Source organism: Pseudomonas sp. ASL4 (assembly GCF_056680395.1).
The window spans coordinates 3,931,963-3,946,756 of sequence record NZ_CM155280.1; the positions used below are offsets into that span (position 1 = coordinate 3,931,963).

Consider the following 14,794-nt stretch of genomic DNA (forward strand, 5'->3'; position numbering starts at 1 on the left):
CGAGACGGGATTACCGGTGCGAAGGCGACTTTTCTCACAGCTATTTGGGATAAAGCGGCGGCAACCCGCTGTCACCCACCGGGTCGTGAACCCGCTCAGCCATCGGGATCGCCCGGGTCGCGCGCCACAGGTCTTCGCCTTGCCAATGCTGGCCGGTTTCACTGTACAGCGCGCCGTTCAAGCCATCGAGCGCATCCGACAGCGGCACAAAACGCGCCGCCATGTCGGCCAGGGTTTCCGGTTGTTGCCGGGCCCAGGCGTCGAGGGCCTGGCGGGTGGCGTGGGGGTCGTTGGCCTGGCAGGCACGCTTGAGGTCGTCGAGCACGGTGCGCGGGCTCGGGCCGGTTTGCGCGGCGCGCAGGATCGCCGGTTGCCAGCGGGCGCGCCACCAGAGGCCGAAGCCGAGCAGGGTGGTACAGGCCAGGATCACGGTGCTGAGTTTCCACCACCACAGGGCTTCGCTGTCGGCGCCGTAACTCACTTGTGGAGAACCCGCCGGGGTGTCGACTACCAGGCTCGGATTATTCGTCACTTGCAGGGTTCGGGCCGGCAGATTGCTGTGTTCCAGGTGATCTTCGAAGGTGTTCCACCAGACCACGTCCACCGATGGCAACTCGATGGCGCCACTGTGGGCGGGCACCAAAGCTTCACGATCTTCACGACTGCCGATCAGGCCACGCTCACTGTTCTGATTGCCCAGCACCGGTTGGTCCGGGTAGCGGCGCAAGCCGTTGACGTCGGTCGCGGGCAGCGGCGGCAACTGTGAACTGGCCAGGCCTTCAGCCTTCACGGTCAGGCTGCGGGTCAGTGAATCGCCAACCTGCGCGTGATCCGGCTCCGGGCTCCAGCTTTCGCTGAGGCTCAAGCTGCGCGCCGGCAGCCATGGCGAATCGGCTGGGTAGGTCGCGGGTTTGGCTTTGACCGTCAGTGGGATCTCGGCCGAGCTGACGCGCAGCAACTTGCCGGTTTTCGGCCCTTGAGCGCTGGTATCCTGGGACGGTTGCGCGTCGACCAGGGTAGCGCTGAACACCTGCGTCGGGATGGTCAGCACACCGCTGTGTTGGGGGAAGATCGCGTAGCGCATTTCGATCACGCCATGGCGCAGACCGTTGATGACTTTTTCATAAGTGCGCGACTCGCCCAGTTGTTCGATGCGCGCATCGGGAATCTGCAACGGGGTCAGGCTGCTGTCGTCGTACAGCGACACCGAATGGTAGATGCGCAAGGTCAAAATCGCCTGGGCCTGCACGTACACGCTGGACTGATCGAGGCTGGCTTCGATGAATACCGGCGCCAAGGTGTTCTTGGTGTCCTGGGTTTCGGTCTCGACCACCTGGATGCTGATCGGCTGACTGCGGACTTCGCCCAGTTGCAGCGACGGTATCTCCACGCTGCCGTTTTGCTTGGGCAGCAGGGTAATGATCCAGCGCGTGGTGGCACGGTTGTCGCCGTTGATCGTGGTCAACTGGTTGACCTGGCGGGTGCCGCGCACTTCAAACAGCGGCTCCAGTGGTGTCAGGTCCGGTTTGCCGAACTGTGTGACGTCGTTGGATTCCAGGGTCAGTTCGACTGTTTCTCCGGTGTTCAGGCGACTGCGATCCACACTGGCGACCAGATCCGCAGCCTGGGCCTGAAAGGACCAGAAGAGCAGCGCGAGCAAGAGAGCGGTGAAGCGGGTCATCGAATTTTTCCCTGATCCTGATGTTGTTGCTGTTCGTACCAGAATTTGCGCCGGAGCAGTTCGCCCGGGTCATCCGGGATCTTGCGCAGCCATTGCTCCAGCGCCTGGGCTTGTTCGCCTTCAATGCTGTCGTTGGCCGGGCGCCGTGGAGGCGTGGTGCTTTGTTCGTCCCCCAGATCGCTGCCCGGTACTTCATTGGCGCCAGGTTGCGGCGGCGCGTTAGACGGTTGTTCGGTGTCGGGCGCGGTGGCCTGGGTATCGGATTTCGGCTCGCCGCTGCTCGAAGGCTGGGTGGCGGCGCCGGGCGGCGGGCCGTCGCTGGCAGTCCCGGCCTCGTCGCCTTCGGTTTTGTCCGGTTCAACGGCCGGTGGCGTGGCTTTCTGTTTGATCAAGGCTTCGACCAACGCCTTGTTGGTCAGTGCCGGACGCAAATCCGGCTGGCGCTCCAGGGCCTGGTCATAAGCATCCAGCGCCGCTTCCAGTTCACCGCTCTTGGCCAGGGCGTTACCCCGATTGTAGTGCGCCCGCGCGTCGTCGCCTTGGGCGAAGCGCTCGGCGGCGCCGCTGTAGTCGCCGGCTTCATAGAGCGCCACACCCTGCCATTGCGGGTCTTCGAAATGCTGGGCGGCCTCGGCCGGGTGCTCCTGATTGAGCAAATGCAGCCCCCGTTGATCGGGGCGCAGCCACAGGTCTTCAAAGTCGAAGGCGTAACTCGGTTGCGGCATCAGGAACAACAGCGGCAGGCAGAACAACCAACCCCGGCGTCCGGCAAAGGAGGCCAGCAGTAACAGTGGCAGCAACAGCCAGTAACCCTGGTCGGCCCAAGTATCGAGGCGCAGGGTCTGGCCATCGTTACGCAAGTTGCGCGGGCCATCGAGCAGGCCGAGGGCGCCCAGGTCAGCGTCGTCCAGCCTTGACGAGTGGTAGCGACCGCCCAGGTCGCTGGCGAAGGCTTTCAGGCCTTGGTTGTCGAGGTGCGGCACCAGAATCGCGCCTTGGGCGTCCTTGAGGAAACTGCCGTCCTCCTGAGCCACAGGCGCGCCTTCGGGCGTGCCGACGCCGAGCATCAGAAACTCCGTGGACTTGCCGTCCAGTGCGCGGCGAATACCCTGGCGTTCCTGTTCGGTCAGGGACGAGCCGATCAGCAGGATCCGGCCCTGGCCCAGAGCGCCCTGATCCAGCAGCGCCAAGGCCTTGACCACCGCCAGATCGGCGCGATGACCGGCCTCGGGCATCAACGAAGGCTTGAGCGCGTCCAGCAGATTACGGCTGGTGGACAAGTCATCCGACAACGGCACCAGCGTGTGAGCGCTGCCGGCGTAAACGACGATTGCGGTCTGGGCATCGCTGCGACTTTGCAGCAAGTCAAACAGCTTGCGCCGCGCCTGTTCCAGTCGCGTCGGTGGGCTGTCGGTGGCGAGCATTTCCGGGGTTAGCTCCAGCAACACCACCAGCGGGTCGGCGGGTTTCTGGCTGGTTTGTTCGACTCGTTCCCAACTCGGCCCGAGCAGCGCGCCAATGGTCAGCACCCAGGCCAGGCCCAGCACTACCCACGGCAATTTACTGTCGTGACCTTTGCCGCCACTGAGCAGTGCCGCGTGGAAGGCCGGCGGCAGGATCATCTGCCAGCGCCCGGCGCGTTTCTGCCGATGCCAGAGTTGCCAGAGCAACCAGCCCAGCAACGGCAACAGCAGTAGCCACCAGGGCCGGAACCAGTAAGGCCAGAGCGCGCTCATCGACGCCTCCGCAAGCGCAGGCGTTTGAGCCGTTGGCGCCAGTCTGGCAGTTGGGTTTGCAAAAACAGATCCTTGCTCAAGAAACGTTGCAGCGGATTGTCCGGCCAGCGCTCGCGCACCACCAGCAACATGCTCAACAACAGCGCCAACGCCAGCGGCCACTGATACAACGTCTGGGCCGGACGGGCCTGGGTCGGTTGCTGGGTTACCGGCTCCAGTTTGTCGAGGGTGGCCCTGATCGCCTCCAGCTCTTTGCCGTCGCGGGCGCGGAAGTACTGGCCGCCGGTGGCCTCAGCGATAGCCTTCAATGCCGGCTCGTCGAGGTCCAGGCTCGGGTTGACGCCGAGGAAACCCAGCGTACCGCTTTGCTCCGGGTCGGCACCGATGCCGATCGGGTAGATTTTCACGCCTTCACTGGCGGCCAGTCGAGCGGCGGTCAGTGGATCGATTTCGCCGCCATTGTTAGCGCCGTCGGTCACCAGAATCAGCACACGACTTTGCGCCGGACGCATGCGCAAACGCTTGAGCGCCAGGCCAATCGCATCACCGATGGCGGTGTTCTTGCCGGCGATGCCGATCCGCGCTTCGTCGAGCCAGATGCGCACCGTGCGCCGGTCAAAGGTCAGCGGTGCTTGCAGGTAGGCCTTGCTGCCGAACAGGATCAGCCCGACCCGATCACCTTCGCGGCTTTCCAGAAAGTCGCCGAGCAAATGCTGGACCAGCGACAAGCGACTGACGTCTTCGTCCTGCCATTGCATGTCGGGGAAATCCATCGAGCCGGACACGTCCACTGCCACTAGTAAATCGCGGCCACTGGCAGCAATCGGCAACGGTTCGCCGAGCCATTGCGGTCGGGCGGCGGCGATCAGCAGCAACAGCCACAGTAGGATGAACGGCGCTTGCTGGCGCCAGGCCGGTAGGTGGGCGCGAGCACGGCGTCGGGTCAGGCCTTCGAGGTCGCCTAGGAAGCTGACTTTGAGCGCCGGTTCGCCGCTGTCGGCCACCGGCAGCAGCACGCGCATCAGCCACGGCAATGGCAGCAGGGCAAAGATCCACGGCCAGGCGAACTCAAACATGTTTGCGAATCCAGGTGTCGACGGCGTGGGTCAGGCCTGCAATGGCCTTGTCGTCGAGTTTGCATTCGGGTTTGTAGGCGCCTTCCACCAGCACCATCCACCGTGTCAGGCCAGCAGCCGGGCAGCGGTTGTCGAGGAATGCCAGCCATTTGCGACCGTTGAGGGTGTGGCTCTGGCTGTAGGGGTAATGGTTGCGGCACAGGCGTTTGAGCAGGCCGTTGAGTTGCTGCAGCCAGGCACCGGCCGGCGCGCCGTCGTAGGGTTTGGGCATTTGCGCCAGTTCGACCAGGGCGGCGAGGCGTACCGGGTCCAGCGGCTGTTCGGCGCGCACGATGGGGCGTTTGTTCGGAATGAAGCGCCGCAACTGCCACAGGCCGAAACCGATCAGCGGCAATAACAGCAGCAACAGCCACCAGCCCGGCGCCGGTGGCCAGAAGTCGATGGGTGGCGGGGTCATCAGCGGTTGCAGTTGTTCGAGGCTGCTCATCGACCTTTCCCCGGTTTCTGTGGGTTCAGGTACTCGCGCAGTTGCTCAACCATTTCACTCTGGGTGCTCAGTGGCATCAACAGTACCCGCAGCTTTTGCGCAAGCAATTCCCAGCGGGCGATGCGGGCTTCGGCCTGGGCGCGATAGGCTTGGCGCAGGTCGAAATTCAGGGTGTCAAGTTCCAACTGCGCGCCACGCTCCGCGAAGCGTAAAAGCCCGGCGGCGGGCAGGGCGTGGTCCAGCGGATCGGAGAGCGGCAGCAGCAACAAGTCGCAATGGCGTGACAACAGACTCAGCTGTTGCTCGGAACCTTCGGTCAAGGCGCGTTCGTCGCAGATCACGATTACCAGGCTGCCGGGACGCAGCACTTCCCGGGCGCGGCGCAGGGCCATGTTGAGCGAGTCGCGGTTCTGCTCGCTTTCGGTGTGCAGCGACTGGTTGACCCGCACCAGCCGGTTGAGCAATTGCAGCAGGCTCTGCTTGCTGCGCCGTGGTTTGATTTCGTAGTGCTCGTTGTCGCCGAACACCAGCCCGCCGACCCGGTCGTTATGCCCCAGGGCCGCCCAGCCGATCAGGCTCGCGGCTTGGGCCGCGAGCACCGACTTGAACATCAGCCCCGAGCCGAAAAACAGCCGACGGCTTTGCTCGACCATGATGAAAATCGGTCGTTCGCGTTCCTCGTGAAACAGCTTGGTGTGCGGCTCCTGGGTGCGGGCGGTGACGCGCCAGTCGATGGTGCGCACGTCGTCGCCGGCCTGATAGACCCGCACCTGATCGAAGTCGACGCCACGGCCACGCAGCTTGGAGTGGTGCAGGCCGATCAGCGGGCTGCGCTGGCTCGGCGTGGAAAACAGCTGCACTTCGCGCACACGATGGCGCATCTCGATCAGCTCGGCGAGGCTGACACGGATGCCCGGCTCGGGCGGCAGGCTGGCGTTCATCGAGGTCAAGCGACGGCTACGACGTCGAGAATCCGCTGGACCACCCGGTCCTGGTCAATGCCAGCAGCTTCGGCTTCAAAGGACAGGATGATGCGGTGACGCAACACGTCAAACAGCACCGCTTGAATGTCTTCCGGGCTGACAAAGTCGCGACCGGCCAGCCAGGCGTGAGCCCGGGCGCAACGGTCCAGCGCAATCGAACCACGCGGGCTGGCGCCGTAGGCGATCCACTCGGCCATCTCCGGGTCGAATTTGGCCGGCGTGCGCGTGGCCATGACCAGTTGCACCAGATATTCCTCCACGGCGTCGGCCATGTACAAACCGAGGATTTCCTTGCGCGCGGCGAAGATCGCCTGCTGGCTGACCCGGCGCTCAGGCTTGGTTTCGCCGTTGAGGGCTTCGCCACGGGCCTGTTGCAGGATGCGGCGTTCGACGGCGGCGTCCGGGAAACCGATTTTTACGTGCATCAGGAAACGGTCGAGTTGGGCTTCGGGCAGCGGGTAGGTGCCTTCCTGCTCAATCGGGTTTTGCGTGGCCATCACCAGAAACAGCGGCGACAACTCGTAAGTGCTGCGCCCGACGCTGACTTGACGCTCGGCCATGGCTTCGAGCAGGGCTGACTGAACCTTGGCCGGGGCACGGTTGATTTCGTCCGCCAGCACCAGGTTGTGGAAGATCGGCCCTTGCTGGAACACGAAGCTGCCGGTTTCCGGGCGATAGATCTCGGTGCCGGTGATGTCGGCCGGCAACAGGTCGGGGGTGAACTGGATGCGATGGAACTGCGCTTCGATGCCTTCGGCGAGCTCTTTGATGGCCTTGGTCTTGGCCAGGCCCGGGGCGCCCTCGACCAGCATGTGGCCGTCGGCGAGCAAGGCGATGAGCAAACGCTCGATGAGTTTTTCCTGGCCGAGAATCTGCGTTGAAAGAAAGGTTCGCAGCGCAAGCAGCGCTTCACGATGTTCCATCGATGACTGTTCCTGGAAAGGGTGACCGAAGACGTTCAAATAACGCCAGGGCTGGGGGCGTTACTTTAATGCATCGCGGGGGGTGGCGACTAACGGCATTTTGCGCAAAGTGCGGGAAAGGGCTGGGGGAATTGTTTGAAATTTGTAGGTGGGAGGAGCGGTGGTGTTCTTTCGGACCTCATCGCGAGCAAGCTCGCTCCCACAGTTGATGGTGTTCTGTCAGACACATCCGATCCACTGTGGGAGCGAGCTTGCTCGCGATGAGGCCGGTTCAGGCACCCGAGTTACTGAAGCTTAGAGCTCGCTTATATAGGTGCCAGTCCCCTTGAGAATGTTCTGCAAGGTTTCTTCCACTTCCGCCAGGTCACTGGCATCGGTGTTGTGAATGATTTCCAAAGAATCATCGCCATTCAGCGCATCGGCATCGCCAGCGGCGATTTCGATCAACAGGCGGGTAGGGCTGAGGGTGACTTTCACCCCGTCCAGAGTCGATGGCTCGCCGTCGAGGGTGATGTCCAGCGCGTCCTCGTCCGGGTAGCGGGTCATCAGGAACATGTCGCCCTCATCGCTGTGGCAGCAGAGCATGGCCATGTTGTCTTCTTCGTCATCGCACGGGTTGACGATCAAGAGGGCGGTGGTCATTTGCATGGGTAATTCCTGGCTCGACGAGCATTGTGAAGACGAACAAAGGGCGATTCTGCCACCCCCGGAGAAATTCTGCTGCAACACCTGCGGCTGACGCTTGGAAAACCCCGCTTTGTATTATCAGATCGATGAATGTCCTACTCGCCTAACGCCGCGCCCGATGAATGAAGCAAGTTTTTTCTTCGGGACATTTCCCGTCGAGCGTTGTGACATTTCCGTCGCGGCTGTAGGGCGTTTTACAGCGGTGAAAATAACGTGTGCCGTCGGCTTTTTTACTTGTCCCGATTGAATTCATTACCTTACTTTGCGGTTTAGAACGCAATGGAGTGCGAAGACAACCACGAAAAAAAGGACCTCTTTCAATGAGTCACTATTTGGAGCGGGCAGATGAGATCAAGCACTTGTCTGAAGAGCAGGTCGAGCAACTGTATCAGCGCTACCTGAGCGGTGAGAAAATTGCTGAACTGTTGGCGGCGTTCGGTCTTCCCTCGACAGTCCGCAGTGTGCTGAAAATCTTGCCGCCGATTGTCAGCAAAGACCTGTCATGCCCCTATTGCGACCTGCCCATGTGGGTTCGTCGGCACGCCAGAGGCACCCCTGCCTCAATCCACGATCCGTTCAAATGCGTACGATGCGAGCACCGTTACTATGTGCCCGGCAACTATGGACGACGCACACTTTGTATGTGCGCTGAGTGTTACAAGGTCCGCCAGCAGGAAATTGCGGCTCAGGCGCAACGCGACCGCTGTGAACTGGAGCAGTGTTATGGCACACAACGGCCACCCGTATCCTATGCAGCACTGGGATTCGTCCAGAAGCTGGCACTGCTCGCTTTGCTGGATGACGGCAGCAGCGCCGGTGCCGACCGCATTTCCTCGCTCAAGGCTGGAACCCGGAGCGAATACTTGGCACTCAACGACGAGACCAGCGCAGACTTGGTGAAGAACCTGTTCGAGTCGGGTGTGTTGCTGGTCGATCCTGATTCAGACATCAAGGCCTTCGACCGAACGGCCGGCTATCGGATTAGCGATTTCTGCGCCGTGCAATGGTTGCCGAATGTTGCAGTGGATGGCGGCGTACATTGCGCCCGCGATGCACTGTATCTGGCGCTATATCAAGAACTGTCCGGCAGCGTACAGCCCACCTGGAAAAGCGAACTGTACGCTTTGATGTTCAGCCTGGCCCGGGATGAATCTATCCAGTACATCCGCGTGCTTGCCAACGAGGTGAGCTTCGCCTTCACCGCTGAAAGTCGAGCGGAGGCGGTAGTCGGGCAGCTTTTGCAGAACTTCTCGGTGAGCCACATCTACTACTTCGCGCGTCTGGCAGTAAAAAATGCCGCGCATTTCTACCAGACCGGTAATTCCAAGGGCCGCGCCCATGCGTCCAACACCATTCCTGGCAATATGTTGGGGACGGCGCAGGATGCCCTGGCGCGTAACTGGCGTAAAACGGCTTATCGTGATTCGCGAGTCCCGCAATCGGCCTTGCATCGCTTACTGTATGACGTCGTGCTCAAGGACAGCGGTGCCGGTTTTTCCAAGTCGCCGGGCATTTACTGGCGTGATGAGCTGGTGCCGCAGTTTTTCGCCGGGGCGACGTTCGGGACGGATTTGACAGGGCACCTGCAGCTGTTCTGCCGTGAGTGCGATTCAAGCAACATAGACGCCAGCATGGACAAACTGACGGTGAAAATGCTGTGTTACGACTGTGCCACCGTGAGCAGATTTCAAGCCATTGAAGACTTGATCGACTGATCCGGTCACGCTTCCTTCAGAAAGCTCGGAAAACGTCCATGGTCAGTCCTTTGGTCATGGGCGTCGTCGTTTTCGGGCTTTAGCAGGGCTGCAAGTAAGCATTTGCTGCGCCGGGCAACCCATTTTGCCCCGTGACTGCTAGTGTTGTCCGATGCACAAGGCGCAAGCTGCGTGCCGATGACCGAATATGTCGCAGCACCGCAAGCAGGCACGTTGTCGCACTCGTTAAGCTGCGCATCGAATGGATACCCGTAAAGGCATTGTGCAATTCATCGTACAGTCGCTTTTGCCGATACCCATTCTTGGAAGGTGAATGTGACCTGAGTGTCTCGTCCAGCTTCACCCACCTGTCTCCCTGTTTCCTCTGCCCGAGAATCAGGAACAGGGTGACGGATCGCCCCGAAAGGGGTTTTGCACGCGACGCTTCCATCAATAACAAGCCCAAGCGGAGTACCACAGATGGCGTTCTTCACCGCAGCCAGCAAAGCCGACTTCCAGCACCAACTGCAAGCGGCACTGGCGCAGCACATCAGTGAACAGGCACTGCCACAAGTGGCGCTGTTTGCTGAACAATTTTTCGGCATCATTTCCCTCGACGAGCTGACTCAACGTCGGTTGTCCGACCTCGCCGGCTGCACCCTCTCTGCGTGGCGCCTGCTTGAGCGCTTCGATCACGCGCAACCACAAGTGCGCGTCTACAACCCTGATTACGAACGCCACGGCTGGCAGTCGACCCACACTGCGGTCGAAGTGCTGCACCACGATTTGCCATTCCTCGTGGACTCGGTGCGTACCGAGCTGAACCGTCGCGGCTACAGCATCCATACCTTGCAAACCACTGTGCTGAGCGTGCGTCGCGGCAGCAAGGGTGAGCTGCTGGAAATCCTGCCGAAGGGCACCCATGGCGAAGGCATTCTGCAAGAATCGCTGATGTACCTGGAAATCGACCGTTGCGCCAACGCGGCCGAGCTCAATGTACTGAGCAAAGAGCTGGAACAGGTTCTCGGTGAAGTCCGCGTTGCGGTCGCCGATTTCGAACCAATGAAAGCCAAGGTTCAGGAAATCCTGACCGGCCTGGACAACAGCCAGTTCAAAGTCGATGGCGAAGAAAAAGCCGAAATCAAAAGCTTCCTGGAATGGCTGGTGGGCAACCACTTCACGTTCCTGGGCTATGAAGAATTCGTGGTCAGCGACCAGGCCGACGGCGGCCACATCGAGTACGACCAGAACTCCTTCCTCGGCCTGACCAAACTGCTGCGTACCGGCCTGACCTACGATGACCTGCGCATCGAAGACTACGCCGTGAACTACCTGCGCGAACCGACCCTGCTGTCGTTCGCCAAGGCTGCGCACCCAAGCCGCGTACACCGTCCGGCTTACCCGGACTACGTGTCGATCCGCGAGATCGACGCCGACGGCAAGGTCATCAAGGAATGCCGCTTCATGGGCCTTTACACCTCCTCGGTGTATGGCGAGAGCGTGCGGGTCATTCCGTACATCCGCCGCAAGGTCGAAGAAATCGAACGCCGTTCCGGCTTCCAGGCCAAGGCTCACTTGGGCAAGGAACTGGCGCAGGTCGTCGAAGTACTGCCGCGTGACGATCTGTTCCAGACGCCGGTCGACGAGCTGTTCAGCACCGTGATGTCGATTGTGCAGATCCAGGAACGCAACAAGATCCGCGTGTTCCTGCGCAAAGACCCGTACGGTCGTTTCTGCTACTGCCTGGCCTACGTGCCGCGCGACATCTACTCCACCGAAGTGCGCCAGAAGATCCAGCAAGTGCTGATGGATCGCCTGAAAGCCTCGGATTGCGAGTTCTGGACCTTCTTCTCCGAGTCCGTGCTGGCCCGTGTACAACTGATTCTGCGGGTTGACCCGAAGAACCGTCTGGACATCGACCCGGTTCTGCTGGAAAAAGAAGTGGTTCAAGCCTGCCGCAGCTGGCAGGACGACTACGCCAGCCTGGTCGTGGAAAGCTTCGGCGAAGCCCACGGCACCAACGTGCTGGCGGACTTCCCGAAAGGCTTCCCGGCCGGTTACCGCGAGCGCTTCGCTGCGCACTCGGCCGTGGTCGACATGCAACACCTGCTGAGCCTGAACGAAAAGAACCCGCTGGTGATGAGCTTCTATCAGCCGCTGGGTCAGGTCTCCGGTCAGCGCGAACTGCATTGCAAGCTGTACCACGCCGACACGCCGCTGGCGTTGTCCGACGTCTTGCCGATCCTGGAAAACCTCGGCCTGCGCGTGCTGGGTGAGTTCCCGTATCGCCTGCGTCACAACAATGGCCGCGAGTTCTGGATTCACGATTTCGCGTTCACCGCTGCCGAAGGCCTGGAACTCGACATCCAGCAGCTCAACGACACCTTGCAGGACGCGTTCGTCCACATCGTGCGTGGCGATGCCGAAAACGATGCGTTCAACCGTCTGGTACTGACCGCCGGCCTGCCATGGCGCGACGTTGCGCTGCTGCGTGCCTACGCCCGTTACATGAAGCAGATTCGTCTGGGCTTCGACCTGGGCTACATCGCCAGCACCCTGAACAACCACACCGACATCGCTCGTGAGTTGACCCGGTTGTTCAAGACCCGTTTCTACCTGGCGCGCAAACTGGCCAGCGACGATCTGGAAGACAAGCAGCAACGTCTGGAACAAGCCATCGTCACCGCCCTGGACGACGTCCAGGTGCTCAACGAAGACCGCATCCTGCGTCGCTACCTGGACCTGATCAAGGCCACCCTGCGCACCAACTTCTACCAGACCGATGCGCACGGCCATAACAAGTCTTACTTCAGCTTCAAGTTCAACCCGCACCAGATTCCTGAGCTGCCGAAGCCAGTACCGAAGTTCGAAATCTTCGTTTACTCGCCTCGCGTTGAAGGTGTGCACCTGCGCTTCGGTAACGTGGCTCGTGGCGGCCTGCGCTGGTCCGACCGTGAAGAAGACTACCGCACCGAAGTGTTGGGCCTGGTAAAAGCCCAGCAAGTGAAGAACTCGGTCATCGTGCCTGTGGGCGCGAAGGGCGGCTTCCTGCCGCGTCGCCTGCCATTGGGCGGCGGTCGGGACGAGATCGCGGCCGAGGGCATCGCCTGCTACCGCATCTTCATCTCGGGCCTGTTGGACATCACCGACAACCTGAAGGACGGCGCACTGGTGCCGCCGGTCAACGTTGTGCGTCATGACGATGATGACCCGTACCTGGTAGTGGCTGCGGACAAGGGCACTGCGACCTTCTCCGACATCGCCAACGGCATTGCCATCGACTACGGTTTCTGGCTCGGCGACGCCTTTGCATCGGGCGGCTCGGCTGGCTACGACCACAAGAAAATGGGCATCACCGCCAAGGGCGCGTGGGTTGGCGTACAGCGTCACTTCCGCGAGCGCGGCATCAATGTTCAGAAAGACAGCATTACCGTTGTCGGCGTCGGCGACATGGCCGGTGACGTGTTCGGTAACGGCTTGTTGATGTCCGAGACCCTGCAACTGGTCGCGGCCTTCAACCACCTGCACATCTTCATCGATCCGAATCCGCAACCGGCTAACAGCTTCGTCGAGCGTCAGCGCTTGTTCGATCTGCCGCGTTCGGCGTGGTCGGATTACGACACCAGCATCATGTCCGAAGGCGGTGGGATCTTCTCCCGCAGCGCGAAAAGCATCGCGATTTCCCCGCAGATGAAAGAGCGCTTCGACATTCAGGCTGACAAGCTGACCCCGACCGAACTGCTGAACGCCTTGCTCAAGGCACCGGTAGACCTGTTGTGGAACGGCGGTATCGGCACGTACGTCAAAGCCAGCACCGAAAGCCACGCCGATGTCGGCGACAAGGCCAACGATGCGCTGCGCGTGAACGGCAACGAACTGCGCTGCAAAGTTGTGGGCGAGGGCGGTAACCTCGGTATGACCCAATTGGGTCGTGTCGAATTCGGCCTCAATGGCGGCGGTTCCAACACCGACTTCATCGACAACGCCGGTGGTGTGGACTGCTCCGACCACGAAGTAAACATCAAGATCCTGCTGAACGAAGTGGTTCAGGCCGGTGACATGACCGAGAAGCAACGTAACCAGTTGCTTGGCAGCATGACTGACGAAGTCGGCGGCCTGGTCCTGGGCAACAACTACAAGCAGACTCAGGCACTGTCCCTGGCCGCCCGTCGCGCCTTGCCGCGGATTGCCGAATACAAGCGCCTGATGAACGATCTGGAAAGCCGTGGCAAGCTGGATCGCGCCATCGAGTTCCTGCCGGCGGAAGAGGCTATCAACGAGCGCGTTGCGGCAGGCCATGGCCTGACCCGTGCCGAGCTGTCGGTGCTGATCTCCTACAGCAAGATCGACCTCAAAGAAGCGCTGCTCAACTCGCAAGTGCCGGACGACGATTACCTGACCCGCGACATGGAAACCGCTTTCCCGCCGATGCTGGTGAGCAAGTTCTCCGAAGCAATGCGTCGTCACCGTCTGAAGCGCGAGATCGTCAGCACCCAGATCGCCAACGATCTGGTGAACCACATGGGCATCACCTTCGTTCAACGACTCAAAGAGTCGACCGGCATGAGCCCGGCGAACGTGGCCGGCGCTTATGTGATCGTGCGTGACATCTTCCACCTCCCGCACTGGTTCCGTCAGATCGAAGCCCTGGACTACCAGGTTTCCGCTGACGTCCAACTGGAGCTGATGGACGAGCTGATGCGTCTGGGCCGTCGCGCTACGCGCTGGTTCCTGCGTAGCCGTCGCAACGAGCAGAATGCTGCCCGTGACGTCGCGCACTTCGGTCCACATCTGGCAGCGCTGGGCCTCAAGCTCGACGAACTGCTGGAAGGCCCGACCCGCGAAGGCTGGCAGACCCGTTATCAGGCTTACGTTGCGGCTGGCGTACCTGAATTGCTGGCGCGCATGGTTGCAGGCACCACTCACCTGTACACCTTGCTGCCGATCATCGAAGCAGCCGACGTGACTGGCCAGAACGCAGCAGACGTCGCGAAGGCTTACTTCGCTGTCGGCAGCGCTCTGGATATCACCTGGTACCTGCAACAGATCAGCGCCCTGCCGGTTGAAAACAACTGGCAGGCCTTGGCCCGTGAAGCGTTCCGCGATGATGTGGACTGGCAGCAACGTGCGATCACCATCTCCGTCCTGCAACAGGGCGACGGCACCCAGGACGTGGAAACACGCCTGGCGCTGTGGATGGAAGAGCACGAAGGCATGATCGAGCGCTGGCGCGCCATGCTGGTGGAAATCCGTGCCGCGAGCGGCACTGACTACGCCATGTATGCAGTCGCCAACCGCGAACTGCTGGACCTGGCGTTGAGCGGTCAGGCGGTAGTGCCTGTCGCTGCTGCCCTTGAGCTGGAACCGGCGGCCTGATTTAGGCGCTGAATGAAAAAGCCCCTGTATCGAGAGATGCGGGGGCTTTTTTTTGCCAGAGGGTTTTGGGGTGGCTGGTCGGGCCCTATCGCGAGCAAGCTCGCTCCCACAGGGGATCTCTGTCTTATGCACAATTTATGTACACCAAAGT

At 61.1% G+C, this 14,794-nt stretch carries 9 protein-coding genes; 2 read left to right on the forward strand and 7 right to left on the reverse strand.

Annotated features, from left to right (window positions below):
• Positions 1-40: 40 nt before the first annotated feature.
• The 7 genes from AC1MEW_RS17745 to AC1MEW_RS17775 form a co-directional block, all read right to left on the reverse strand.
• Positions 41-1,681 (reverse strand): BatD family protein, encoded by a 1,641-nt coding sequence (locus AC1MEW_RS17745; RefSeq protein WP_201203047.1) that lies wholly within the window; start codon positions 1,679-1,681, stop codon positions 41-43.
• Entirely contained in the window at positions 1,678-3,417 is a 1,740-nt protein-coding gene (locus AC1MEW_RS17750; protein ID WP_480423037.1) for a vWA domain-containing protein, read from the reverse strand. The genes AC1MEW_RS17745 and AC1MEW_RS17750 overlap by 4 nt, the downstream gene beginning before the upstream one ends.
• Positions 3,414-4,493 carry a vWA domain-containing protein gene (locus AC1MEW_RS17755; protein WP_201257565.1) on the reverse strand — a complete coding sequence of 360 codons (1,080 nt, stop codon included), beginning with the start codon at positions 4,491-4,493 and terminating at the stop codon, positions 3,414-3,416. The genes AC1MEW_RS17750 and AC1MEW_RS17755 overlap by 4 nt, the downstream gene beginning before the upstream one ends.
• Positions 4,486-4,980 (reverse strand): DUF4381 domain-containing protein, encoded by a 495-nt coding sequence (locus AC1MEW_RS17760; RefSeq protein ID WP_201203052.1) that lies wholly within the window; start codon positions 4,978-4,980, stop codon positions 4,486-4,488. The genes AC1MEW_RS17755 and AC1MEW_RS17760 overlap by 8 nt, the downstream gene beginning before the upstream one ends.
• Positions 4,977-5,921, reverse strand: a complete 945-nt coding sequence (locus AC1MEW_RS17765) for a DUF58 domain-containing protein (RefSeq protein ID WP_201203053.1) — start codon at positions 5,919-5,921, stop codon at positions 4,977-4,979. Before AC1MEW_RS17765 ends, AC1MEW_RS17760 begins: the two co-directional genes overlap by 4 nt.
• A gap of 5 nt (positions 5,922-5,926) precedes the next feature.
• Positions 5,927-6,886, reverse strand: a complete 960-nt coding sequence (locus AC1MEW_RS17770) for an AAA family ATPase (protein ID WP_003218556.1) — start codon at positions 6,884-6,886, stop codon at positions 5,927-5,929.
• Between the two features lie 294 nt (positions 6,887-7,180).
• Positions 7,181-7,534, reverse strand: coding sequence for a hypothetical protein (locus tag AC1MEW_RS17775; protein WP_480423038.1), 354 nt, complete (start codon positions 7,532-7,534; stop codon positions 7,181-7,183).
• Between the two features lie 254 nt (positions 7,535-7,788).
• Between AC1MEW_RS17775 and AC1MEW_RS17780 the strand changes: the two genes are divergently transcribed.
• Positions 7,789-9,288, forward strand: a complete 1,500-nt coding sequence (locus AC1MEW_RS17780) for a hypothetical protein (RefSeq protein ID WP_347340469.1) — start codon at positions 7,789-7,791, stop codon at positions 9,286-9,288.
• A gap of 459 nt (positions 9,289-9,747) precedes the next feature.
• On the forward strand, positions 9,748-14,643 hold the full coding sequence (locus AC1MEW_RS17785) for an NAD-glutamate dehydrogenase (RefSeq protein WP_201203055.1): 4,896 nt from the start codon (positions 9,748-9,750) through the stop codon (positions 14,641-14,643).
• The last annotated feature ends 151 nt before the right edge of the window (positions 14,644-14,794 follow it).

Bases quoted from the DNA above. Each gene is read 5' to 3' on its own strand.
- AC1MEW_RS17745 (WP_201203047.1), bottom strand. From the start codon at position 1,681: ATGACCCGCTTCACCGCTCTCTTGCTCGCGCTGCTCTTCTGGTCCTTT.
- AC1MEW_RS17750 (WP_480423037.1), bottom strand. From the start codon at position 3,417: ATGAGCGCGCTCTGGCCTTACTGGTTCCGGCCCTGGTGGCTACTGCTG.
- AC1MEW_RS17755 (WP_201257565.1), bottom strand. From the start codon at position 4,493: ATGTTTGAGTTCGCCTGGCCGTGGATCTTTGCCCTGCTGCCATTGCCG.
- AC1MEW_RS17760 (WP_201203052.1), bottom strand. From the start codon at position 4,980: ATGAGCAGCCTCGAACAACTGCAACCGCTGATGACCCCGCCACCCATC.
- AC1MEW_RS17765 (WP_201203053.1), bottom strand. From the start codon at position 5,921: ATGAACGCCAGCCTGCCGCCCGAGCCGGGCATCCGTGTCAGCCTCGCC.
- AC1MEW_RS17770 (WP_003218556.1), bottom strand. From the start codon at position 6,886: ATGGAACATCGTGAAGCGCTGCTTGCGCTGCGAACCTTTCTTTCAACG.
- AC1MEW_RS17775 (WP_480423038.1), bottom strand. From the start codon at position 7,534: ATGCAAATGACCACCGCCCTCTTGATCGTCAACCCGTGCGATGACGAA.
- AC1MEW_RS17785 (WP_201203055.1), top strand. From the start codon at position 9,748: ATGGCGTTCTTCACCGCAGCCAGCAAAGCCGACTTCCAGCACCAACTG.